Origin of the sequence: Dyadobacter fermentans DSM 18053 (assembly GCF_000023125.1) — a bacterium.
GTDB classification, from domain to species: Bacteria; Bacteroidota; Bacteroidia; order Cytophagales; family Spirosomataceae; genus Dyadobacter; species Dyadobacter fermentans.
In genome coordinates this window covers 1,061,346-1,085,160 of the sequence record NC_013037.1, presented here as the reverse complement: position 1 = coordinate 1,085,160, position 23,815 = coordinate 1,061,346, and the positions used below count along the sequence as shown (strand labels likewise).

At 46.7% G+C, this 23,815-nt stretch carries 28 protein-coding genes; 5 read left to right on the top strand and 23 right to left on the bottom strand.

Features of this window, described 5'->3' with window-relative positions; translation table 11 throughout:
* Positions 1-2: 2 nt before the first annotated feature.
* From DFER_RS04585 to DFER_RS04570, 4 genes are all read right to left on the bottom strand, one after another.
* The gene (locus tag DFER_RS04585) at positions 3-944 is read right to left on the bottom strand and encodes an HNH endonuclease family protein (RefSeq protein WP_015810436.1); all 942 of its coding nucleotides are present in this window, start codon (positions 942-944) and stop codon (positions 3-5) included.
* Positions 941-2,674, bottom strand: coding sequence for an AAA family ATPase (locus DFER_RS04580; protein ID WP_015810435.1), 1,734 nt, complete (start codon positions 2,672-2,674; stop codon positions 941-943). Before DFER_RS04580 ends, DFER_RS04585 begins: the two co-directional genes overlap by 4 nt.
* 48 nt (positions 2,675-2,722) lie before the next feature.
* Entirely contained in the window at positions 2,723-3,142 is a 420-nt protein-coding gene (locus DFER_RS04575; RefSeq protein ID WP_015810434.1) for a helix-turn-helix domain-containing protein, read from the bottom strand.
* 135 nt (positions 3,143-3,277) lie between these two features.
* Positions 3,278-3,934, bottom strand: a complete 657-nt coding sequence (locus DFER_RS04570) for a flavin reductase family protein (RefSeq protein ID WP_041735897.1) — start codon at positions 3,932-3,934, stop codon at positions 3,278-3,280.
* Positions 3,935-4,047: 113 nt separating this feature from the next.
* Between DFER_RS04570 and DFER_RS04565 the strand changes: the two genes are divergently transcribed.
* On the top strand, positions 4,048-4,554 hold the full coding sequence (locus tag DFER_RS04565; RefSeq protein ID WP_015810432.1) for a peptide-methionine (S)-S-oxide reductase: 507 nt from the start codon (positions 4,048-4,050) through the stop codon (positions 4,552-4,554).
* A 5-nt stretch (positions 4,555-4,559) separates the two neighbouring features.
* Here the strand turns inward: DFER_RS04565 and DFER_RS04560 are convergent, their stop codons facing one another.
* The 3 genes from DFER_RS04560 to DFER_RS04550 form a co-directional block, all read right to left on the bottom strand.
* Complete coding sequence (locus tag DFER_RS04560) at positions 4,560-5,363, bottom strand: helix-turn-helix domain-containing protein (protein WP_015810431.1); 804 nt, start codon at positions 5,361-5,363, stop codon at positions 4,560-4,562.
* Between the two features lie 52 nt (positions 5,364-5,415).
* Positions 5,416-6,441 (bottom strand): SDR family NAD(P)-dependent oxidoreductase, encoded by a 1,026-nt coding sequence (locus tag DFER_RS04555; RefSeq protein WP_015810430.1) that lies wholly within the window; start codon positions 6,439-6,441, stop codon positions 5,416-5,418.
* Positions 6,442-6,579: 138 nt separating this feature from the next.
* The gene (locus tag DFER_RS04550) at positions 6,580-7,113 is read right to left on the bottom strand and encodes a VOC family protein (RefSeq protein WP_041735894.1); all 534 of its coding nucleotides are present in this window, start codon (positions 7,111-7,113) and stop codon (positions 6,580-6,582) included.
* Between the two features lie 389 nt (positions 7,114-7,502).
* On the opposite strand from DFER_RS04550, the gene DFER_RS04545 reads away from it, so the two are divergent.
* Positions 7,503-8,759 (top strand): alginate export family protein, encoded by a 1,257-nt coding sequence (locus tag DFER_RS04545; RefSeq protein ID WP_229206182.1) that lies wholly within the window; start codon positions 7,503-7,505, stop codon positions 8,757-8,759.
* 110 nt (positions 8,760-8,869) lie between these two features.
* Here the strand turns inward: DFER_RS04545 and DFER_RS04540 are convergent, their stop codons facing one another.
* Together DFER_RS04540 and DFER_RS04535 are read right to left on the bottom strand one after the other, a co-directional pair.
* A complete protein-coding gene (locus tag DFER_RS04540) occupies positions 8,870-9,367 on the bottom strand; it encodes a DUF4385 domain-containing protein (protein ID WP_015810427.1) in 498 nt (165 codons plus the stop codon).
* A gap of 6 nt (positions 9,368-9,373) precedes the next feature.
* Positions 9,374-9,751, bottom strand: a complete 378-nt coding sequence (locus DFER_RS04535) for a DUF4174 domain-containing protein (protein WP_041734743.1) — start codon at positions 9,749-9,751, stop codon at positions 9,374-9,376.
* A gap of 84 nt (positions 9,752-9,835) precedes the next feature.
* Between DFER_RS04535 and DFER_RS04530 the strand changes: the two genes are divergently transcribed.
* Positions 9,836-10,339 (top strand): GNAT family N-acetyltransferase, encoded by a 504-nt coding sequence (locus DFER_RS04530; protein WP_015810425.1) that lies wholly within the window; start codon positions 9,836-9,838, stop codon positions 10,337-10,339.
* Positions 10,340-10,352: 13 nt separating this feature from the next.
* Here the strand turns inward: DFER_RS04530 and DFER_RS04525 are convergent, their stop codons facing one another.
* The 5 genes from DFER_RS04525 to xth all read right to left on the bottom strand — a co-directional run bounded on the left by DFER_RS04525 (position 10,353) and on the right by xth (position 13,689).
* Positions 10,353-10,928 (bottom strand): hypothetical protein, encoded by a 576-nt coding sequence (locus DFER_RS04525; RefSeq protein ID WP_015810424.1) that lies wholly within the window; start codon positions 10,926-10,928, stop codon positions 10,353-10,355.
* A gap of 166 nt (positions 10,929-11,094) precedes the next feature.
* Positions 11,095-11,373: a hypothetical protein gene (locus DFER_RS04520; protein ID WP_015810423.1), complete on the bottom strand. Its 279-nt coding sequence runs from the start codon at positions 11,371-11,373 to the stop codon at positions 11,095-11,097.
* Between the two features lie 161 nt (positions 11,374-11,534).
* Complete coding sequence (locus tag DFER_RS04515; protein ID WP_015810422.1) at positions 11,535-11,951, bottom strand: ester cyclase; 417 nt, start codon at positions 11,949-11,951, stop codon at positions 11,535-11,537.
* 71 nt (positions 11,952-12,022) lie between these two features.
* Positions 12,023-12,895: a helix-turn-helix domain-containing protein gene (locus tag DFER_RS04510; RefSeq protein ID WP_015810421.1), complete on the bottom strand. Its 873-nt coding sequence runs from the start codon at positions 12,893-12,895 to the stop codon at positions 12,023-12,025.
* Positions 12,896-12,903: 8 nt separating this feature from the next.
* Entirely contained in the window at positions 12,904-13,689 is a 786-nt protein-coding gene (xth, locus tag DFER_RS04505; RefSeq protein ID WP_015810420.1) for an exodeoxyribonuclease III, read from the bottom strand.
* A gap of 214 nt (positions 13,690-13,903) precedes the next feature.
* Between xth and DFER_RS04500 the strand changes: the two genes are divergently transcribed.
* Entirely contained in the window at positions 13,904-14,761 is an 858-nt protein-coding gene (locus DFER_RS04500; protein WP_222837306.1) for a DUF8464 domain-containing protein, read from the top strand.
* 227 nt (positions 14,762-14,988) lie between these two features.
* Here the strand turns inward: DFER_RS04500 and arsB are convergent, their stop codons facing one another.
* From arsB to DFER_RS04455, 9 genes are all read right to left on the bottom strand, one after another.
* Positions 14,989-16,068, bottom strand: a complete 1,080-nt coding sequence (gene arsB, locus DFER_RS04495) for an ACR3 family arsenite efflux transporter (RefSeq protein WP_143828664.1) — start codon at positions 16,066-16,068, stop codon at positions 14,989-14,991.
* Positions 16,069-16,081: 13 nt separating this feature from the next.
* Positions 16,082-16,579 carry a GNAT family N-acetyltransferase gene (locus DFER_RS04490; protein WP_015810417.1) on the bottom strand — a complete coding sequence of 166 codons (498 nt, stop codon included), beginning with the start codon at positions 16,577-16,579 and terminating at the stop codon, positions 16,082-16,084.
* Positions 16,579-16,992: an arsenate reductase ArsC gene (locus DFER_RS04485; RefSeq protein ID WP_015810416.1), complete on the bottom strand. Its 414-nt coding sequence runs from the start codon at positions 16,990-16,992 to the stop codon at positions 16,579-16,581. Before DFER_RS04485 ends, DFER_RS04490 begins: the two co-directional genes overlap by 1 nt.
* 19 nt (positions 16,993-17,011) lie before the next feature.
* Positions 17,012-17,584, bottom strand: coding sequence for a DUF6428 family protein (locus DFER_RS04480; protein WP_015810415.1), 573 nt, complete (start codon positions 17,582-17,584; stop codon positions 17,012-17,014).
* A 55-nt stretch (positions 17,585-17,639) separates the two neighbouring features.
* Complete coding sequence (locus tag DFER_RS04475; protein WP_015810414.1) at positions 17,640-17,969, bottom strand: ArsR/SmtB family transcription factor; 330 nt, start codon at positions 17,967-17,969, stop codon at positions 17,640-17,642.
* Between the two features lie 173 nt (positions 17,970-18,142).
* The gene (locus DFER_RS04470) at positions 18,143-18,625 is read right to left on the bottom strand and encodes a hypothetical protein (protein ID WP_229206181.1); all 483 of its coding nucleotides are present in this window, start codon (positions 18,623-18,625) and stop codon (positions 18,143-18,145) included.
* 226 nt (positions 18,626-18,851) lie between these two features.
* Positions 18,852-19,607 carry an SDR family oxidoreductase gene (locus DFER_RS04465; RefSeq protein WP_015810412.1) on the bottom strand — a complete coding sequence of 252 codons (756 nt, stop codon included), beginning with the start codon at positions 19,605-19,607 and terminating at the stop codon, positions 18,852-18,854.
* Positions 19,608-19,649: 42 nt separating this feature from the next.
* Complete coding sequence (locus DFER_RS04460; protein ID WP_015810411.1) at positions 19,650-20,390, bottom strand: SDR family oxidoreductase; 741 nt, start codon at positions 20,388-20,390, stop codon at positions 19,650-19,652.
* A gap of 184 nt (positions 20,391-20,574) precedes the next feature.
* Complete coding sequence (locus DFER_RS04455) at positions 20,575-22,656, bottom strand: sigma 54-interacting transcriptional regulator (protein WP_015810410.1); 2,082 nt, start codon at positions 22,654-22,656, stop codon at positions 20,575-20,577.
* 245 nt (positions 22,657-22,901) lie between these two features.
* Here DFER_RS04455 and DFER_RS04450 point away from each other — a divergent pair, with 245 nt between their 5' ends.
* Entirely contained in the window at positions 22,902-23,813 is a 912-nt protein-coding gene (locus DFER_RS04450) for an oxidoreductase (RefSeq protein WP_015810409.1), read from the top strand.
* The last annotated feature ends 2 nt before the right edge of the window (positions 23,814-23,815 follow it).

Here is a 23,815-nt window from a genome sequence, read left to right as displayed (position 1 = left end):
AACTAGATATGAACATAATTTGTGAAGGCTTCTGATAAAATTGCCTTAAATTCTGGTATGATGAAGGGAATCACGATTTTTTGAAAATTTAATGGCGTAGCAACAATATATTTTCTGAGCAATGTGTGGCTTAACTTTATTTCGTCGCAGTCTCGATAAATTTTCTGGATATGTAAATTTAGTTGATCTTTGAAGTTAGTGTTATCTCCTGATGATTTTAGTACGGCTACTGAGTTATGAACACTATTTACAAATTCCATTACTACATGTTGTAGGCGCTCTCTCCTGATTTCAGATCTGTTCAGTTTACAAACAATTGCAGTTATTTCACCACGACGATCAGCATCAACACCTTTGATTCGAATTCCCTCCGTATCGTCATCAATTTCAAAGGCAAAAAACCTTTCTACATTCAAGTCAACTTCTGGATTAAGGAGAGCTGGGAGCTCTCCTACGAGTAACTCGTGGTCTACGATACAATGTTCTCTGTCGAGATTACCACTTTCGTTAAAAGTTGGTGCGGTCACTGTTTTGCCCCCCGCTATGTAGGGAAACTTAGAGTTTTTTCCGCCATCTCTATTACATGAGATACAAGAAGGCAACAGATTTGACCATTCATATCCTAGCCAATAGTAACCTATATTCGAAGTCAACGCATTGTTTTCATCTCGAATTTCTCCCTTGGGTCTGAAGTGCTCGACATCTAGCTTGTAGAATCTCTCGCAGTATGCACATTTCCCAAAGTACCAATTGTTAAGCTTGTCTATGACTCGGGATTGGTTTCCTTCGTCAGGTCCAGCTGTATAGGGATCGCTATACAGCGACCTTTTTATACCGCTTGCATCACCTGCTTTCGCAATTATTGTTGAAGCTGCAATAGTATCCTCTGCTTGCAAGATGTCGGGCGCATCAGTTATTAGATAGCTACGAGTCACATTTCTCATTGCTTTTCTTTATTAAATAATGCCAATAATTCCTTTTGTTTGTCATTATTTAGATATTCTCTGATGTCTCTGTTCAAATTTTCTCGTCGTTTGACTTGATTGAAGTCATCGTCGAGATATGGTATCTCGTCCTTACCTTTTGCATCCGGCACAAGATCACTAAATCCAAATATCGGAGAGGTGAAAATGGCATTCGGTAAAATTTTTCGGAACATTACCTTATCATCCATGCGTTCAATCGAGACATTGCCATCATAATTTCTCATAACATATATCATACTGTTTCTAGGTGCACCCAACAATGGAATAGGGCTATGAGTTGTGACAATAAATTGAACATCACTGAAAACATTGGATAGATTTACTACTAGCTCTTTTTGCGCAAGTGGATGTAAGTGAAGGTCTATTTCATCTATCAAAACAACACCTTTCAATTCGGCCGGATCAACGACTTTCGGTTGCTGATCGTAAAGTCTTAGCAAAATATCTAAAATTAGTGAGAAGACACTTCTTGTACCGGAAGATAAATTTTCCCATGGCGTTGAATATTGATTTGAGATGTCATCTCTTCTGGTCTGGTATTCTACTGGCTTTCCGAGTTCCGACAGAGATAAATCAATATTATAGAGATTTGGGACAACTGCGGTCAAAATATTTTTAATGTGGTATTGGCGCTTTTCTAGCAGATGTAAGGACTTTCTATCCTTCTTCCATATATCTAATTGCTTGTCTATATCCAGCAAGGGAGAGTTATCACTAAAAAGAGACTCGAAAGATCCACTCTTTGTGTAGAGTAATTTAAATTTTGCCTCTGACAACTTCCTGCTGTTCAACAACCGAAATGGACCGTACATACAAAGCCCGGAAACTTTTGGACGGCGATTTTTGGTCCCCTCATTATGTTCTCTTGTAAAGCTTTCAGTTATATTGCTACTTTCATTAAATAGTCTTGCCTCAAATCGAAAGTTGGGATTTCTCATTTGTTCGTTTCGATCTAAGGACCGATATCCTAAGGCAGTACTAATTGCTCGAAGAAAACTTGTTTTTCCTGATCCGTTTTCACCTGTAATAAATATCCATTTGTTATCAGCTGGTATGTCCGTTAGTTCCGTATAAGATATAGGGCCAGAATCCCAAACTCTGAAAGATTGTAATTTAGTAGGCTTTTCAAGTGCCTGTTTACTTTCGGTGCGTTCTATGTCAACTATTGTACGTCTATATTTATGAACGTTTTGTAGACGTTGGCGAAATTCTTTTCTATCAATGTTGCTGATTGATTCTTCATTTGGAAGAAAGAAACTTTTCGACTCGCGATTGATAATTTCATCAATAATAATTTTGTCACTATTTAGAAATTTTTCAAACTCGAATATAGCTTCATCAAGGTCTAGATTGTCAGCATAGTATTTTCGGAACTTCCGACTATCAGATCCAAGTTCCAAAGGATCAGCAAGATAGTTAGTGATAAATTCTCTTTTTCGATCTGAATCCGAAACATTGATTTCCAAATAGACATTACCGTTTTGCGTTATCACAAATACTATATTTGGAGTTCGATTTTTCCAATCCATGCCTGACCAAAACGAAATAGCCATTTGATTTTCATTTCCGTAAAACCAATAACCTTGTTCCAGTCGACTTCCATAATTGCTTTTACGGAATGTGTATAGTAAGTCGGATTGTTCGAGACGATGGAAAATACGCTCGTTTAGCTCGATAATGTCAATCATGCTAGAGTTATGTGAGAAGTTCAATTCGTTTTTATGTGCTCACGAGTATCACTGATTGGTAATCAACCGTTCCAGACGCTCCATCATCTCATCCTTCTCCTTCAACATCCGCTCATAGAGAGCCATCTTTTCTTCATGAAGTTTTAAGACCGCATCAATAGGATTGTTGTAGTTGTTGATCAGGGTGCCCAGCTGAGAATTGTCGTTGAAAGTGCTCGAAATTACAGTGATTGCCTGTTGTTCATCAAAATTTCGAATCGCCTCAGCCGGAATTTTCAAAATCGCCGCCACCTGCTCCAAAATATCGGAATCGATCTTTTCTTTTTGTTCGAGCAGGGAGATTTTTTGCTGGTTCCAATCTTCGCCGAGCTCAAACGCCAGCGCGTCCTGCTTCACAGACAACATTTCTCTGAATCTCTTTAAGTTACGGCCTTCGTGGATCTTCGGATTAGATGTAGTATGTGCCATATGGAAAGGGTGTTTGGTTAAAAAAGGCAATTTATATAAATCTGCCGGAAAGTGATCGGATAACTTACACACATAGCTATGTAAGTTACCGGGTATTTAAGATGGGCTTGCCAGGCGGCGCAGATCCATAGCCGCTTACGCCCGCTCAGTATCCGGCGTCCTGTACAATTTCTGAGGGACAGATGCGAGTTTTGAAGAGTGTACCCGAGAGCCAAGTCCATAAAATTGCTGAAAACTCATAATCAGTGGCTTCCACTTTTCAGGATCAACATGGTCACGATTCTGGTCAGAAAGTATGGAGTCGTCTAAATGCACGCGGACAATTTTCAACTCCATTGTTACGCTTCGGATGTTTTCAATTCCCGTTTCAGCTGCAAAAGGATGGATTCCCACAAATTGTGCTTCGAGATGGACCGGACATTCCAAAACGCGTGGTGCTTTTACTATTTCAGACTCACCTGGTGTGAGCTTAGCCCTGGAAAATTTGTCTGGCTCATGTACATACCCTTTCGCAACCTTTCCGGCGGGTACTGGATTGCTTCCCGTCAAAAGTGCGAGTTTGTCAACCGCTTCTGCCTGATTGACAGACGGCAAATTCAATACACACTCGCGAGTTCTGAGGATATTTTCTGTTGTTTTGGAATGTGCCGCAATACCGATCATGCATCGGTAACCGAGCCAAAATGCCGATGAAATGGGCGCTAGATTAAATGTGTTGTCGCTATTGGTGGTTCCAACCAAAACAACGGGCGTACCAAAATACAATATGGAAGGATTGCTTACCTGATGCATATGTTTGTGTTTTTTTACAAAACACTTCATTCTTAGCCGCCATAAAAACCCGGTTCTTGCGTAAATTCTGCCAATTAAGTCCGAAGCTTATATGTTACGCGTAATATGATTTTATGACAGCACTTGAAAAAATCGGATTAGGCGGAAGCTGTCATTGGTGCACCGAGGCCATCTTTCAATCATTAAAAGGCGTGCTCCATGTTAGCCAGGGGTGGATTGCGTCCGATGATAACCCAACCCGATTTTCCGAAGCCGTCGTGGTCGAATTCGATCCGGTACAAATTTCGTTGGAAACACTCATCGAAATTCATCTCCATACCCACAGCTGTACGTCCGACCACTCCATGCGATCCAAATACAGATCTGCCGTTTATGCATTCAGCGGGCAGCAACTATCCTTCGCAAGCCAGGCCATTGAGACATTGCAAGCGGATTTTGACAAAAGTATTATCACTGAGGTGATCCCGTTCGGCGAATTTAAGCTGAATGATGAAAAGTATCTGGACTACTATTCGAAAAATCCTGACAAGCCTTTTTGCAAGACGTTCATTGATCCTAAATTGAAAATTCTACTAGCTCGGTTTTCTGGTGCAGTTGATAAAGGTAAGTTTTTCAACTGAATTGGTTATGGCAGCATTGTCGGCGGGTATCCGAATTGCTTTTTGAAGGCGTAGGAAAAATGCGATAAGTTTTCAAAGCCGGTTTCAAAATAGACGTCGACCGGCCTTTTTCTCTTTTCCGAAAGTTGGTAATGCGCCAGCGCCAGCCGCTTTCTCGTAAGCCACCTCTGGGGTGACATTTCAAAGGCCTTCTTGAAGTCACGCTGAAATGTGGTCAGGCTGCGGCCGGTAAGTCTTGCGAACTTGTCCAGCGATATGTTGAACATATAATTTTTCTCCATAAAATCGGCCAGATTGATTTTCCCGGGTTCGGAGAAATCGGACAGGATGCCGTCAATGTCAGGCCTCACGTTGCGCAGGATCTCGATCGCTTCGTGAGTTTTGATTTCCACCAACTTTTCAGGCAAAGGTTTATTTAGGTCAAAGTATGGTAGCATCGATGCAAAAAGGCTGTCCAAAAGTGCATCCTGATCGAGTTTAAGTATTTCCGCTTCGGCTGGCCGGAGGTCTTTCAATGTATTTTTTTCATAGAAAGCCCGAAGAAGCTGCGTCGGTAAGCTAATGATGACTGACTTATAAGGCCTGCCATCGTAGCATTGCTTGCTAAGCGTGAATAGCTGATTTTTGGGAAACAGCAAAGTTTGCCCTGCCTCACAGATCGTCGATTTTTCTGCCTGAATGACCGTCAATTGGCCGGAGACAACACGCAGCAACGCATGTTCTTGCAACACCTTTTCACCGGTGCAATGGAAGTCTTCGTTGCACGTCAAAACCATTTCGGCGTATGCACTTACTTGTCTCTGGGCCATGTCTAATTTGAAAAAGCGAGACCGGATGTAAATGCCCGGCCTCGATCATTAATCATATAACGTCAAATTTGACCTGAGTTAGTTCCTCACTCAATGACCAAAGCTGCCTGGCAGCATCAGCATCGAGGGCGAAAGGCATAACTCCTTTGATCTTAGACGTGTCATAGGCCCAGTTTTCCTTAGGATCGTAGTCTGTGTCTAACACAGCAATGTCCGTGTTTTCACAATAGACGCCGCCGATATCTATGAGCTGAGGACTTGTGGCGCACCAGATCAATGTCGACACTCCCTGCTGGGCAGTTTTAGTGCCGGTGTATTCACGATGTACTGGGTTGCCGTCGGCATTAAGCATGCCCAACTTTTTCATCGTGTCCGGCGTAATCGAACGCCCTAGATCGGTGGTGAGGATCAGGCCGGGATGCGCAGAATAGGAACGCACACCAAATCGCTTTCCACGCTCATCAAGCTCCAATGCAAACAAGACATTCGCTGTTTTGGACTGACCATATGCCTGCATCGGATCATATTCCCGGCTTTGAAAATTCGGATCTTCGAAAACAATGGGAGATGCATGGTGCCCCCAGGAAGAAGTGTTGATGACCCTCGCGCCGTTCGCTTTTTTCAAAGCTGGCCAAAGCCTGGCTGTTAAATGGAAGTGCCCCAGGTGGTTGGTTGCAAAATGGCTTTCGTAGCCATTCGCATCACGTTGCAGTGGAACCCACATGATGCCTGCATTATTGAACAACAAATGCAGTGGCCGCTCTGACGCCAGAAAAGATCCTGCAAAACTTTCAACAGATCCGGCATCGGTGAGCTCTAATTCGGCGAGTTCCACGTTGGAGATTTGCGAGAGGTTCTTTTCGGCTTTTGAAAAGTCACGGGCTGCCACGATCACCCTGGCACCTGCGCTGGCGAGTGTTTTAGTGATTTCCAGACCAAGACCGGAATGCCCGCCTGTCACAATGGCTATTTTTCCGGTGAGGTCTATTCCTTTGATTACGTCTGCCGCCGTTGAGTTTTTGTCAAACCCTGAGCCAATGGGCTGCTGCAATGCGCCCTGAAAATTGCTTTGTTTCATACTGACTTTTTTTGAAACAAATTTCAGGAGCGCCGGATTAGTTGCTTTTGTTCAGACGGTCGATTTTACTTTGTTCAAACGGTCGATATGAAATCCTTCGTGCAGCCTAAATGATGTCGCAGAAGTCACGGGGCAACATTAATCATTTTTAAAAAATGCCTTTTGCGCCAGAAACGCTTCGTCGAGCGCTTGTTGAACGTATGCGATGCCAGCCTTTGCCTCCGGCGTAGCGGCACGTTCCGCAATGGCGGGATTTGTAAAATCGACGTCTTCGACGCGCTCGTTCAGCCACCACAAATTACCAAACGGATCAAGTATCCGGCAAACCTTCTCGCCAAACCACAATAATGTTACATCTGTAACGGACTGTGCGCCCAGCTCGATTGCCCGTTGATATGTCTGTTCAATATCAGCCACATACAAATTTAGAAATGTCGGTGTGGGCGGCCAGCCTTTGCGCGCATCGAAAAGCATGATGTTCGCATCCCCGATCTTTACGCCCACGTGGATGATCAAGCCGTCGGCATTTGTGATTCTGCTATTTGGGACTTCCTTAGCGCCGAATGCATCTCTCATAAACGCGATCTGTTTTTCGGAAGATGGCGAAATAATCCAGGGGGTTACGGCTGTGCGACCTTCAGGTGTCAAATTCACTGTTTTGTCGGTTTCCATGTGTTCCATTTCTTTGATGATTACACGAAATTACCGGCGGCTGGTGACAGCCTTATGTCAGGAGTTGTCAGAATTTGCTTTTATATTTTTTAAGAAACTTTTCCTTCCCATCGTGGTCCAACTCTGGTATCCCCAGATTAACCATTTCACAGGATCGTATTAGCGATAACGAGCCAATGCCGATATGGGGATGGGGTGAAACTGGGGGTCTTACATTGTTGATGACCCAAAATAGCAGTCAACTGACCATACGAGGTACCTAATTATCCTATTTAGAATATAGACAATGTCAATTTCTTTTCAGTAGTTTGCGCACTCAAAGAGAAACAGTCTCAGTGGGCCCCCAATTTAAGCAGATCAGAAGAAATCGATATCTGGTAACAGTTCTCTTGCTGCTTTCCATTGGCAGCAGTCTATATGCACAATCTGGTGACACTTTAAGTCGCGAACTGATAATCGACTTCGAAGTGCGACCACGAGCTGAATACCGCGATAATTTCATGTGGACGCCTGCCGATACCGTCATGCCGGAATTATTCGCAACACAGCGAAATCGTCTTAGCATTACATACCGTACAAATCACCTCAGGCTCCACGCCTCTCCACAGGAAATCCATGTTTGGGGTAAATCTGGTCGATTCTCCGAGGTAGGCAACCTGAATTTTTTCGAGGCATATGCAGAGCCTAGCGTTTCAAAGTACCTTTCTGTTCGGATTGGCAGGCAGGCATTATCGCTCGACAACGGTCGAATATTTTCCGCAGCCCCTTGGGGACAGCAAAGCCGCTCGCATGAGGGAATCCGTTTCCTTTACAAAAAGAAGTTCGAAACAGATTTGACTATTGCCTTTACCAGGCCGTATGCCAAACGTTTTGATCCCGCATTTTCACCCGTTGCTGCGCATACTTATAAATATTTGTTTGTCCACCATCTCAAACATAAACTGACAAACCAGTTTACTCTGACAACCATCAATGCCCTGGATGTATTCCGTCGGGCAACTGGTGATCAGCAATACTATCAGCGCGTCACCAATGGCGGGCGATTGGAATACAGCAAACAGTGGTTTTATGCAACGGTGAATGCGTACTACCAATACGGGCAAAATGCGGCGTCAAAAAAGATCAGGGCCTATTACATCCAGCCCGAAGTGAGCGCGAACACCGGCAAAACATTGTTTCGGCTGGGCGCTGAAATACTAAGTGGAAGTAATAGCAGAACTCCGGGTAATGTGTCGGCGTCTTTTGTGCCGCTTTATGGTGTGGCTTGGAAGTTCATGGGCAATATGAATTTGTTTACCCGGTTCCCTGCTGATGTGAACGACAAAGGTCTGGTTAATCCCTATTTGTTCATCATTCATCAGGCCGGTAAGAAGCTGTCTCTTCGGGCGGATTCCCATTTATTTCACTCGCAATATCCGTTGCTCTCCGGCGAACGGGCGATCGATGGGACTTATCTGGGATTTGAAAGTGATCTGTCCTTAAACTACAAACCGGTCAAAGCCGTGGAAATCATTTACGGGTTTTCTTTTACAATTGCTGATAAACGCATAGAACTGCTCAACAAAGTTCCGGATTCTGGGAAGGTGCCGGTTTGGAGTTATTTAATGATATCTTTCGCTCCGCGACTTTGGAGCCAAAAATGGTAAAAGCCTGAAACGGTGCGTAATTCTAAATATTAAGTTGATGCAAGCTTGTCTGGAATTCGAGCAGAGACAAATGCGTCTATAGAAATGTTGGTATCAAGATTTGCAAAAGCTCATCCAATTCTCTTCTTCCAATACTGCTTCATCTGGGCGTAAATTTCGTTGCTTTCCGCCAGCTTCCACTTTACATAAAACACTTCGGCAGCTTCCGCTTTTTCCTTTTGACCCGTCCCCCTCTCTAAAAGCTGATACTCATTCTCCTTATCATACTTCTTACCGCCTCTATAGTTGGCGTAACGCCGGGCGCGGGTAAAACCCATTTGCAGGTATTTGCGGGCCATATCGGCACCTACAAAATCTTGTTTGTTCACATAACCAAGAAAGAGGTCATAAATCTTGCTGCTGCTTTCCTCTGCAATAGCCTCGGTCTTAAATCGCCAGAACTGGCCGATTTCCGATTTGTAAGGCTCGCAAATCAAAACACCCTGCTCGCCTCTGCCGACGCGGTACAGCTCCGGGTACTTTTTATAGTCGACATCGGGTTTCCATGAATAAGCTTCCTCGTCAAAGTTTAAGTAAGATGGAGTTTCTTTTGGTCGTCGCTTACCCATTCGTTCCTACCTGGGCTTATTGTTTTCATTTCTCCTCATCTCATCTTTTCGCATCGGCATCGCATCAATCAGCCCAAATAGCTTCTCAGCACTCACCACTTCACTCGACCTCAACTTCTCGCCTCCGTCACGGCCTACTAATATGAAAGTGAATGCATTGACACTATCGACGTCCCACTTTTTCCATTCGGACAAATCGTTCCGGGTGGATGAATATTGGGATACCTGGATATCACGCTCCCGAATGTCTTTTCGACGCGCATTCAGGATCGCCATCTGCGATTTCTGCTTTTCTAAACCGCTATTTGTGTAGAAAAGTAAAACTTGGCGCGGAGACTCAGCTGCAATGATTGCGATCATCATTATTCCGAATAGTGTTTTCATACAGCTTCTATATAAAATACTCTGCCAGAAGGATGTATATTGGCAAAGGCTATGTCGAGATACTAAAAGCAAACAGAACCCAGAATGATTGATTTCCGAGCCGCAACAGTTGATGACCTGACATTGCTACAACATTGGGACGAGCAACCTCATACGGTTGCTTCCGATCCGAACGACGATTGGGGATGGGAGACCGAACTGCTGCGTTCCCCTCCATGGCGCGAGCAACTCATTGCCGAGTTGGACGGTCGGCCAATTGGTTTTGTACAAATTATCGATCCTTTGCTGGAAGATAGCCACTATTGGGGCGATGTCCCTGCAAACCTGCGCGCAATAGACATTTGGATCGGCGAGGCTAGTGACCTCGGTAAAAGTTATGGCACCGAGATGATGCGTCAGGCCATTGCCCGTTGTTTCGCATCGCCCGAAGTGACGGCAATTATTATCGATCCTCTTGCTTCCAATGTGAGAGCCAGAAAGTTTTATGAAAAGCTGGGCTTTTCTTTTGTTGAAAACCGCACTTTCGATGAGGACTTTTGCGCGGTCTACCAACTCGACCGCAATGATTGGGAGAAGAAGCGGAATTGACCATAATTTAAACTTACGAATGACTGTAAGACAGAATTTCCTTCTCAAACACTCCCGGCACTCGGTCCTGTAATTCGGAAATCATTGCACTGAATGTCCTAGCCTTTTTGATCGCTAGTCGACGGCTCGGAGCCCAAAACGTTCCAACGAGATCAAACTCCCAACCAATCCTCCTTCTGAATTTCAAATTTGTCACGAGCTCCGAAATATCGTTTTCCAGGCTGATTTCATCCAGATTATTACTGACCCCATCAATCACTTCCAATTCGCCTCCCTGGCTTTTCAAACGGATCAGAAAAGGTGTCATGCCTACCTCAATAAGTTGATGATATCGGTCAAGCTCGATATCGGTGTCAGTTCTGAGAATTGGCTTAACCCCCATACCACCTTCAACGAAATCGTTTAACCGGCACGCCAGCTTGAAAGCACTTGCAAATTCGGAGAAAGCTGCCACAGGCCTCCCAGCCCCAGTTTCAAACGGGTAGACCAACCAAATCCAATCAGAATTACCGATTTTGTCAAAGTCGGCATCAGAGATACCAATTATCCGAAATATCTCCTTGTCGGTTGTTTGAAGCGCTGAGTCCATGATATTAGAAGTTTGTTGATGAAGAAAGCTTGAAGATATTTTCAGTATCATTTACATGATCTCAAAAGTATCTTTTTCTATGCATAGACTCAAGTCACAGACACATTAAATTTTCGCTGTGGGCCACCAAACTTCGATTAGCATTTGAAAATTTCATACTCTGAGGTCAAAGTTTGGAAAGCCGGTCATTCAGTTCATTCAACCCGGACTTGTGCAAGCATTCAGTAGAAAATGCCGTCAATTCCTCCTTCGATTCGGGAGAACAAATGTCAATCAAGTTTACTGAGTCGGCAGATGCCTCCGACGACAAAGCTTTGTTAATTGCCTGGCTCAATAGCAAGACGTTTCGCCTGCTGATTTTCAGGTCGATCTTGATCGGGTCATTCATGCCGGGGATACTCATGATGGTATCATACACACTTGCCAGTTCTTTCGCGTTCATCATGTTTTGGATTTAAATTTTGATGTTCCAAATTTATAAAACGCCCCTGAAACGATCCTAAGGAGAATTTTCCCAGGATTGTGCAAGCATATGCTAAACAGAAACTCCCGCCGACGGTCCGTTTCCGAACGCTAGCAGGAGTTCAAATGCTGGTTGAAGGTACCCTAGTTTTGAAGTTGAGATAATACCTCCGGGAGCGAGGTGATCCCCCAGTGTTCAAAATACTTGCCGTCTTTTACCCTGACGATATCAATCACGTCAATGTTAACCGCCCGACCCGTCGCCGGAATACCTAAGAGGGCTCCGGTTTGGGTTCCGCTAATCGTTTTTCGCGTTGTAACCAAGTCGCCTTCGGCAACCTGCTGGTGGATTGTCACATGGATATCTGGCATTGCAGGGCGGAGAATTTCATTGAAAAAGTAAATCATACCTGCCGGGCCGTTATCCATACCCTCAGGTGCAGAGCGATTGATAAATTGTTCGTCCATCAACTCCTTGAAGCTTTCAAGATTACCTTCGGCGATTACTTCCTCGTTGAAGCGGCGGACGACTGCTTTGTTTTCGGTCATTGTTTCCATCATTGCTATGTTTATTTGATGACCCAAAAGTACCATTGCAGCCGGCGAGGGTGTTAGGGATAGAAGGCCAAGATCTACGGCGAAACGTTCAAATGCATTTGCTGGTAGTCGCTGGGCGTGCTGCCAAAGTGGTTCCGGAATGCTTCCGAAAAGCTTGAATGATTTTGATAACCCACTTTCATATAAATGCCGGAAGGGCTTTCATCGTAAGATCTCAATAAGTCGGCGGCCAGTTCGAGCCTTTTGGCGAGCAGCCATTTTTGAGGTGATGTTTGATAGATCTCGTTAAACTTCCTTTTGAATGTCGAAGTGCTCATGTGGCACAGGAATGCCAGGTCATCCACCGTAGTCGGCTTACCGATCTGACTTTCGACCACTTTCTTGATCTGCAATTGTTGTTTGTCGCGGGTGATGATTTGAATGGAATGAAACTTTTGAGGATCAGCATGAAGCATATATAACAACAACTCTTCGATCCGAAGTTGCCGGACTTCGGCGGGTAGCTTACCGCCATTGCTGAGCAAGGACATCAGCGACGTAATGAAGTGGCTTATAAAGCTGTCCTGTTTGAAAATCAAAAAAGGCTGCCTGCTTGCTGTCGGAGTATTGCCTTTTATTAAATGCTCATATTTGATCAGGAAACGGTTAAACACTTCATTGCTAAAATAAAAGAGAACACTTGTGAACAGATCCCTCCCGGCAAGCAGCTCGGATGTAAGCACATTCCCGGTAGACAGGACAACCAGCTCGCCAGCCTGAACAACTGCCGTCGCATCCGGATAAATGATCGTCTTCGTTCCGCTAACAAGAACGTTAATCATATTCTGATTGAGGACAATCCTGTTTTTGACTGAATCGCGATCGGAATTGTAAAAACGGATCACGACCTCGTCCGGCCGCGATGGACCATCATCTAAAAGATCATCAGGCAAGTAGTAAGTATTCATTTTGAAATCTACATTTCTTCTTCATCCGCTAAAATAATCCATGTAGGTGCATGGTCGCTGGACTTCTCCCAACCCCGGACGTGCTTGTCCACGCCTGCTGCGACCAGACGCGGAGCAATTTGCGGACTCAAAAGTAAATGATCTAAGCGGAGACCGGCATTTCGTCCGTACGCATTTCTAAGATAGTCCCAGAAAGTATAAATCGTTTCGTCGGGATGCAGATGCCTGATTGAATCGATCCAGCCCTGGCCGACCAGTTCTTTGTACGCTTTGCGAGGCTCCGGGAAAAACAATGCATTATCTACCCATCGCTCAGGTTTGTAAACATCCTTTTCTTTTGGGATGACATTATAATCACCTGCCAGTACAACCGGCACTTCTTCCGACAACAGATACTTCGCGTGCTTCTTCAACCGCTTGAACCACGCCATTTTATAATCAAACTTGGGCCCTGGCGCAGGGTTTCCGTTTGGCAAATAAAGGCAACATACAAGCATCCTGCCGACGATAGCTTCAATGTACCGGCTATGCAAATCACTGTCATCGCCCGGAAGTGAGTTTCGGACTTCTTGAATTGGTAGATCCTTTGAAAGTATCGCAACCCCGTTCCACATTTTTTGCCCATGCCAAATGGAATTGTATCCTGCGTCCAACAGCGCCCGCTCCGGAAACTTGTCTTGCGGCGCTTTCAATTCTTGCAAGCACACAACGTCGGGCTTAGCTTCTTCGAGCCATTTTAACAGAACCGGTAAGCGCCCGTTAACGCCGTTGATATTGTAGGTCGCTATCTTCATTCCAAACTGGGTTAGCTATGTATTTTGACCAGAAAAATCAGACCAGACTAGTTTGCCAACTTTGACAGACGCGGCGCATTTCCAGCCTGGTTGTTCCTAAGGAGAATTTACACAGGATAGGTGTCTAATATTCAGCCTCTTTATTTTCGCCATTACGAACTAAATAAAGACTGAAATGTGGGAAAGAACGAGGGGAAACGGTCAACTCTTAACGTTGGCCAAAATCAAAGAATTTGACATTGTTGACTACCTGTTTGAGCTCGGGTTCAAACCAGTCAATATCAGGAATGTCGATCATTGGTATTTATCACCATTTAGAAATGAAAGGACGGCCTCATTCAAAGTAAATCGGCAATTGAACCGTTGGTATGACCACGGAATTGGCTTGGGAGGAAATCTAGTGGATTTCGCAGTAACGTTCTACCAATGTTCAGTTCGTGAAGTCGTCAGGATTTTTTCAGATTATCTATCATTTCATCAACCGACAACACATACGGCTCCGAACATCTCAACTGTGAGCCGACGGAATATTGAGATCCTTTATACTGGTGCCTTGACGAGCCCGTCGTTAATACGGTACATTTCATCACGATGCATCCCAGGAGAAATTGCTGCCCAGTACTGCCAGCAGATCTATTACAAAGTGCGAGAGCGAAAGTATTTCGCTGTTGGTTTAAAAAATGATTCAGGTGGCTATGAACTACGTAGTTCTTTTGCCAAGGTTGCCAGCAGTCCCAAGGATATAACCACGATTCAAAACGGAGCCTCAGTGGTATCCGTCTTCGAAGGACTGTTTGATTTTTTATCCTATAAAACCATCACGGCAAACGCCAGCCAGATGCAGGAAGACTATGTGATCCTAAACTCAGTCTCCTTTTTTGGCCGGTCAAAAGATTTCCTGGAAAGACACGAGCAAATCAACCTTTACCTCGACCGCGATGCTGCCGGTTTTAAGTGCAGCTCGACAGCTAGGGGGATCAGCGAAAAGTACAAGGATGGAAGTTCGCTCTACGAGGGGTTCAAAGACCTTAACGAATGGCTCATTAGTAAGACTCCGGAAAATGATTTCTGATCTCAGCTATAATCAGATCCTTCAAAAAGCGAGCCTATCAAAAATCCGGAGGATTGCCTCTTAACCGCAATCGGCCAGATGTCAGTTTGTGTTACAAACTAATCTGGCCCGCCGAAACGCTCCGGAGTCGCTGGCGGGAGACTTTTATAAATATTCCACTACAGGGCTTCACAAGTTCGGGAATAGATTCTTTGCGGAAGTTATTGTACAGACACGATTGGTATGCGCTAAACATTTCTGTTCAGAGCCGCAAATGATTGCCGCTGGCTCTTGGCATATCTCACCATCAGGATCAATACCGGCACTTCGATCAGCGGGCCGATCACTGCGGCAAATGCCGCGCCCGAACCAACACCGAACACGGCGATAGCCACAGCAATACCCAGCTCAAAATTGTTGCCTGCGGCCGTAAATGCAAGTGAAGTAGACTTTGAGTAGCCCGCGCCTGCCCGTTTTGAAAGATAAAAGGCGGAAAAGAACATGATCGCGAAATAGGCTGAGAGCGGGATCGCAATGCGCAGCACATCGATGGGGATCGTCACAATCAACTGGCCTTTCAGGCTGAACATCACCACAATGGTAAATAGCAGGGCAATCAGCGTAATCGGGCTGATCGCCGGAAGGAACTTCTGCTCGTACCAATGCTTGCTGAATAGCCTCGTCAAAACTTCCCTCGAAATGATTCCTGCCAGGAATGGGATGCCGAGGTAAATGAAGACGCTTTGCGCAACTTCTCCGATGGTGATATTGACATTAAACCCTTTCAAACCAAACAATGGCGGTAACACCGTCACGAACACATAAGCGTATACCGAATAAAACAACACCTGAAATATGCTGTTGAATGCGACCAGCCCGGCCGCATACACCCGGTCGCCGCCGGCAAGGTCATTCCAGACGATCACCATCGCAATGCAGCGCGCAATTCCAATAATGATCAATCCGGCCATGTATTCCGGTTTATCGGGCAAGAATATCACCGCCAGACCGAACATCAGGATAGGCCCCACGATCCAGTTTTGCAGCAGTGACAGGCCCAGAATGCGCGTATTCCCGAATATTTGAGCAAGTTCCGAATAGCGCACTTTGGCAAGCGGCGGGTACATCATCAGGATCAGCCCGATGGCCAGCGGCACGTTCACGCCCAGCGCACCGGCGCCGGCCGCTGCCGTCGAACCAGCATTAAACCGATTGATAAAACCGGGTGTGCCCGAGAAAAAATACCCTATGGACGTACCCAAAAGCATGGCCAGGAAGATCCAGACGGTCAAATACCGGTCAAGGAAGGAAAGCCGCTTTTCTTGCATAAAATTTTGGTTTTTAATCATTTCCAACTACTTGGCTGCGGCGTTCGAGTAATATCACATCGCGCCAGATGCCATTACGCTTCCCAAGCTTCTCCCGATAACCCACTTCCCGGAAACCCTGGCCTTCATGAAGCGCAATGCTCGCCTTGTTTTCGGGGAAAATTTGGGCTTGTAACGTCCAGAAACCAAATTTTTCGCTAAGTGGTATAATGGCTGATAACAGTGCCCGCCCGATGCCGCGACCATGGAATTGCGGATGAATGTAAACGCTTGTTTCGGCCACGCCGCCATACACGCACCGGCTCGAAACGACAGACAGGAACGCCCACCCGATTACCTCACCGTTTTCTTCGGCTACCAGTTGAGGTTCGGCCAGGAACTTTCCTTTTAATGCATCCATTTCAGGAGCCTGTGTTTCATACGTGGCGTCGCCGGTATCCATGCCCAGCTGGTAAATCTGTTTTACCTGCTGCCAGTCTGATACAATAAGGGCGCGAATGATGAAAGCCATTATGCAGGGATCTTTTGTTGGATAAATTCACGGCTGTACTCCTTGATTTCATCGCGAACCCGGCGGAATGAAGTTACCAGGTCTTCACCTGGCGTATGTCCCGGATCAGAAAAGCTATGGTGGATCAACTCGCCCGCCGAAGGGAAATAAGGGCATTGTTCACGGGCATTGTCGCAAACGGTGATCACATAGTCGAAAGCGATGCCGGTATATTCGTCGGCATGGTTCGAAGTGTGATGCGAGATATCTAGCCCGTCTTCGGCCATGACCTGAATAGCCACCGGGTTTACACCTTTGGGGTCTACGCCGGCGCTGTACACTTCCGCGCGGTCGCCTGCAAAATGCTGCAAATACCCTTGCGCCAGCTGGCTGCGGGCGGAGTTGCCTGTGCACAATACTAAAATTCGTTTCATAAAGGGTATTGATTAATAATTAGCAGCATCCGGAGCCTGGTTCACACACAGCGCCCGCGGCTGTAACAAGTTCCAATTCTTTCTTTTCAAGAGCCGGGCCGCAGCAGGACGCAGACGAGCTTGCCCCACAGGCTTGCTCACGGGTCCGTGCTTTACATTGCGTAAAGTCGGGCACCAGACTGACCGTGAAGTTATCACCTTCGGGCAGGAATTCGGCCGGGTACATCTGGCGCGTGTCGAATTTCGAATTGCCGAACTCGATCTTCACCACCGCGTTGGGGTTAAGCGGTAACGACTTTTCCACCAGGTTTACGATTTTAAGTGCTTTGCTGACCAGCATCGAGCGATCGGTCTCACTGACCGGCGGTTCCCAAAGCTGCACGATTACCTCGGTCCAGCTGTTCATCACACCGCCACAATCTACCGACACAATCGGTGCCTGCTTGATTTCGGTTATGTGAAATGATCGGTCGACAAACTTCCCTGCTTCGTATTCGAATTGCAGGTGCAGGTCGACATTTTGTTCAAGCGTGCTTTTAAAAGCCTGCCAGGTGAGCGCACTGGTCGTCATGGGGTCTGACTGGTTGATCATAGCTGTTATTGTTATAATGTAATATTACGATTGATTTGCTCAAAAAAATATCCGCTTAATTACAGCAGGTCGCCCCCTCAAAGGATTCCAGTATCGAGCCGAATGCTTGCCGTGCCTCCTCCCAAACCGGTGGGTTGATGCAGTAGCAAACACGCGGCGGGTTAATTTCCCCCTGGATAATGCCGATCCGTTTCAGTTCCTTCAAATGCTGGGAAACCGTTGCCTGGGCGAGTTCCAGTTCATCCACCAGATCACCGCAGACACATGCCTTACGCGCAATCAACAGCTGCAAAATGGCTACCCGTGCCGGGTGCGCAAATGCCTTCGCCAGATCCGCAATGCGGTTCTGCTGCTCCGTGAATATTTCTGTCTTCGTTACTCCCATACTGCAAACTTAAACAAGTTTTTTTATATCGCAATATTGCGATTGATTCTCGTGGAGAATTTACTTGGTAGGTATGCTGCAATTCTGGCGCCACATGACGAAATCTTCCCTCGTTTGATGCGCGCAGGCGCGTGTTGATTGGGAATTGCAGACACAAACCTTGTAACGTACACCTAGAATAAACTTCTAATAAATTTCTCATACGGGATTGGCATGTCAAACCATTGAAAACTGTTCGTAAAGGCAACTATCAGAACAAATGACGTGGATAGGCCAATAATTGCAATGCTAACGGCCATTACCTGCGATTTGGTTTTCAAATAGTGAATCGCGGAAACGTGCAGGCTGATGGAGGCCACAGCCAGAAAGTAATACGGAATGAAAATAAAGGTTGCAGGATAGTAGTTAAGCCCAGCGGCCGCAAAGTAGAAATTGGTGTCCAGGTGCTCGATATACCGCGCTGAAAGAACAGCGCCTACATGGGCAATGAGGAAGAAGGAAAGGTAAAGGCCGGAATACACCTGGATTTTCTCCGCAACAGTTTGCGCGTGCCTTTTATAGATTAACCTGATGCCGGAAACAATTTGAAATAAAACGACTAATAGTAAAAATGTCTCTACGACCGGATGTCTGTAAACGCGCCGGAATTGGTCCATGATCTGGATATGTTTGTCCGGCCCGTCCAGTGCAAAGAGGTGGTTGAACAAATGAAATGCAATGAAAACTGACAATGTAACTCCGGAAATGTAATGCAGGGATTTGACAAATGCTCTGCTATCTTTTTGAATGTTCATGGAATACGCAATTGAAGTTTTTGAAATGAACGACCGGTAACTACTACCCGACCGTGCATGACTAGGACAATCAAAGCCTGAAATGCGCTCAGGCCTTAGAAGAAAGAGTACGCAGATAATCCTCAAAGCGCGTTTCACCCAGATATGCATTTCCTTGCGGGACTAAAGTTGAGGCTGGAACCGTTAAGCCGAAGTATTGCCTGCTGTCGTTTGCGATCACTATCTTGCCGGGGTCATTAGCCTTGACATATTTCTCCACGAATTCGCTCATTTGCCCGCGGACCGGGCCGGCAATTTCGACCGTTTCGTTCGCAGGCTCGGAAATCGCAAACCGGGCAATGAACAGCGCCACTTCCTCGGCGGCAATGGGCTGGAACTCGATCTTCGAGACGTAAACTTCATTGCCTTGCGTACCGCCGGCAGCAATCGTCGGGACAAATTCCTGGAATTGGGTACTGCGGACTATTGTGTAGGGCACTCCGGAGCTTTTTACGAGATCCTCCTGGATTTTCTTCGCGCGCATGTACCCCATGCCTTCCATCAGGTGCGTACCCACAATGGATAGGATCACGTGATGTTTGACGCCCGCGTTCAATTCAGCCGACAAAATGTTGCGGCCCACGGTCTCAAAAAACTGAATGGCAGGCACCTCCTCAAACGAAGGTGAGTTGGAAAGATCAACCACCACATCTGCATTTGCCAACGCATCCGAAAGCCCTTCGCCGGTAAGTGCGTCAATGCCCGTGGAAGGTGAGCCGGCTATCACCGTGTGGCCAAGCTGACGAAGTTTTCTGGTGACGTTGGAGCCGATCAGGCCCGTACCGCCTATAATTACAATTTTCATGATGTATGGTTTGATGTATGTTTGAAAAATTGGAAAACTTGACTATTCGCTAATCCAGTCGCTGAACCGGATTGCGCCACGATAAAACTCGCCCTGGGGGACCAACAGGGATTTGGGGATGTCAAAGAACATGTATTTGTTTTCGTCGTTGGCCTTTAAGGGTTTATCTATGCCTTTGAGAGAAAGGTACTCGCTGACGAACTCGGTCATGGGCGCCAGGTCAGGCCCGGCAATTTCTACCGTCGTATTTTTGGGCGGTTCCAATGCGAGCTGCGTGACCAATGCAGCGACATCCTCCGCAGCAATGGGCTGGTAGTCAACAGTTGAAATGTGAATGGCCTCCTCGTCGGATTGCACAGCGATCAAGGTCGTGATGTGTTCGTGGAACTGCGTCGCCCGGATGATCGTGTAGGGGATACCGGATGCTTTGACCATGTCTTCCTGCTCTTTTTTGGCGCGCAGATAGCCGATGTACAAAGCCCGGTCGGTTCCTACGATCGAAAGTACCAAGTGGTGTTTAACGCCAGCCGCCGTTTCGGCCGCAATCAGGTTTTTACCCGTCGTCCGGAAAAAATGGATCGCGGTATCTTCTTCGGGAGAAGCCGAGTTGGAAAGATCAATCACCACCTCAGCGCCCACCATGGCATCAGCAAGACCTTCACCAGTCAATGCATTGATACCTGTCGAAGGAGAAGCGATGATTACCTGATGGCCCAGTAGCCTTAGTTTCTCGCTGACATTTGATCCGATTAACCCGGTACCGCCAATCACTACAATTTTCATGATATTGAAATTTTCTGGTTTAAAATCTTAAAACTGATTCTAAACTTGCCATTTCAATGCCAAAAACTTAAAGAGATAGAAATCAGTGACTTATAGATTATAGGGTTCTTGATTTTCACTGTATTTAGTGAAAGCATTAAATACATCACCTCATTTGATGAGATGCGCTGGCTTGTGGTAGGAGTTAATTAGCGAAGTACTCCGCCTTGGTGATGCCCAGCTTGCGCATTTTCGAATGAATGGTATTCCCGGGAATGCCCAGTATTTCTGCGGCACCTCCAATACCGGAAATCTTACCCCCGCACCGGCGCAATACCTGTATGATGTGCATGCGCTCGACTTGTTCCAATGTTAAATCGGATTGCATTGTGTGCTCATCGGTCGTTGCCCCTGTTGCCTGCGGTAAGAAGAACTCGCGGATCATAGGGTCGGTGGCCAGGATCACCGAGCGCTCGATGAGGTGTTCGAGTTCGCGCACATTGCCGGGCCACAAATAGGCCTGCAACTGCCGCAATGCATTGGCGGATAGCTTCACGGTTTTCTTGCCGATGCTTTTGCTGAATTTAGCTAGGAAAAATCCGGCAAGGCTTTCGATATCCTCGCGGCGGTCGCGAAGCGGTGGTAGGTTGATAGGAAATACATTCAGGCGATAATACAGATCTGAACGGAACCGGCCCGCTTTCACCTCCGCTTCCAGGTCGCGGTTGGTGGCCGCAATGATCCGGACATTCAGTTTAATGGTCGTTTTGCCGCCCACACGTTCCATTTCCTTTTCCTGCAAGACCCGCAGCAACTTCACCTGGGTTTCCATCGGCATTTCACCCACCTCGTCCAGGAACAGCGTGCTGTTGTTGGCCAGTTCGAACTTTCCGATACGCCGCTCCACAGCCCCCGTGAATGCGCCGCGCTCATGGCCAAACAGCTCGCTCTCGATCAGGCTGGCGGGCATGGCCGCGCAGTTGACCTTGATCATCAGCTTATCTTTCCGGGCAGACGTATGATGTACCGCCTTTGCGATCAGCTCCTTGCCAGTACCCGTCTCGCCCAGCAGCAGCACTGTCGCATTACTTTCAGCCACCAGGGAAATCAGGCGGTACACCTGCTGCATGGCCTCGCCGCCGCCCACAATTTCTTCAAAATCCTTGTTGAGCTGCTGTTTAAGATAATGATTTTCGTCTTCCAGCTGCTTTTGCAAACGCAGGATTTGTTCATTGGCCAGGACATTGGAAACCGCCGTCGAAATCTGAGCGCAAATACCTTGCAAAATCGGCCCGCTGACCTGGTCACCCAACATCCAAACCATGCCCAGCTTTTGTTCTCCCAGCCTTAGCGCCGATGCATAGACGCGATTGAAGCCCGAAAGCTCACGCTGGATCGAGAGTTTAAGGCACTTTGCTTCCAGATTTTCATCAATGTCCAGCAAGACCGGCTGGCTGCTTTCGAAAACCAGTTTTACATGCTCTTCATTGATATTTAAAGAATAAAACGCTTCGTTCTCTGCGACCTCAGTTTCCTGGAAAAACTGCCGATCGTATAGGTATGGCCGGAGCGTGACCTGATCTGTGTCCAGCAGATACAATACAGAAATCCTCGTGTTAAAAAGGCGCTCCAACGTCTTGGACGTCACAATTTCCAGGTCAGACTTCGTTTTGACACCAGTAATATCGCTGGAAAATCCTAGCATCAATTCCTGCTCAGCCTGGCGGCGAAAAATGTCCTCGTTGGCCATGATGTTGCCCATCGCGATGGCAATTTGCGAGCAGATGCCTTGCAGGATCGGAATATTGATTTCGTCAATGCTCAGCCAGAGCAGGCCGATGTTAGTGTTGCCGTTCCGCAATGCAATGCCAACCATTGTTTTGAAACCCATATTCTCCCAAAGATCCAGGTACGACAGGTTATAGCCGCGCTGTAATTCAATTCTCACATTGAAAAGCAGCGGAACGGCGCTATCCAGGATGCGGTTTTGCAGGCCGTCGTTGATCGGGTACTTTTCTGCAAGCACCTGCTCCAACAATGCCGGATCGAATGCAGAAGCGCCGGTATTGTACAGGTAGGCTGACATAGTCGCGCCATCTTCATTGATCTTGCGGATCACATAACCTCCGTCAGGGTTGAGCTTTCGCAATGCTTTGTTCACGACAATAGCCAGATCTTCCCTGCTCCGAACAGCGGTCATATCATTGCTAAAATCGAGCAGGAATGACTTTTCATGCTCCTTATCAAGGATTTCTTTATTGAAGATCGTATTGGAAAACTGCTTCATCTGTGATGAGGGATCTCTGAATTTAGGTTGATTTGTCCACCTTTTGCACGTAATCGTGCGGCAATGCAAATCCGCGACTACGCGTGCTTTGCATCTGGAAAGCAAATCAGGCAAAGTTATGAAACAGTAAAGTCTTTGCAACCGGGCTCTGTATACCTGAACTTCACAGCAAAGTAAAATTGGACTTCACAACAAATTGCTAGGTTACCCGATTACCGAATTTTGCATAAAAAAACGGCCAAGCAATGTGGACATCAAATGATATACCTGATTTAACAGGTAAAATAGCAATAGTTACGGGGGCTAACACCGGGATCGGATATGAGGTAGCCAAGGCCCTGCACGACAAGGGAGCGAGTGTGACGGTAGCCGCCAGGGACATTGAAAAATCTGTGTCGGCAATAGAAAGGATTACGACTGAAACCGGAAAGGCGGGCGGCCTGGAAATTGGCTTACTGAACCTCGCAAGCCTTGACGAAGTCAAACGCTTTGCCGACAATTTCAGCGAAACTCACCGTCATTTAGACATTCTTGTCAACAATGCAGGTGTGATGATCCCACCGGCATCCAAAACAGACCAGGGCTTTGAATTGCAGTTCGGTGTCAATTTCCTGGGGCATTTTGCCCTCACGGCACATTTGTTCCCCCTATTGCAGGCGGCTGGAAACGCCCGGGTGGTAATACTGTCCAGCGGTGCTGCAACGCTGGCCTCCGGAGTTGATTTCGGCAATTTGAAGATCGAAAAGTCCTACGACCCCTGGCGCGAATACGCGATCAGCAAATTGGCCGATATCCTGTTTACCTATGAAATGGACCGCAGGATGAAAGCCAGCAACAGTCCTATCCTGTCTGTGGCTGCACACCCCGGCGTTACCCGCACAGACCTGCAAAGGCATATCGACAGCGAAGTGCTTCCCGGCATGTTCGCACAATACGAAGTAGTGATGGAACCATGGCAGGGTGCGCTGCCAAGCCTGTTTGCGGCCACCGACAGCTCCATTCGGGGCGGCGAATTCATCGGCCCCGACGGCCCCAACGAGTATGCCGGCTATCCCGCTTTGTCAAAGCATTCCACGCCGGCCATGAACGATCAGGACCTGGCACGGCAGCTTTGGGATTATGCAGAAATGGTAACGGGTACAAAGTTTATTTTTTAACA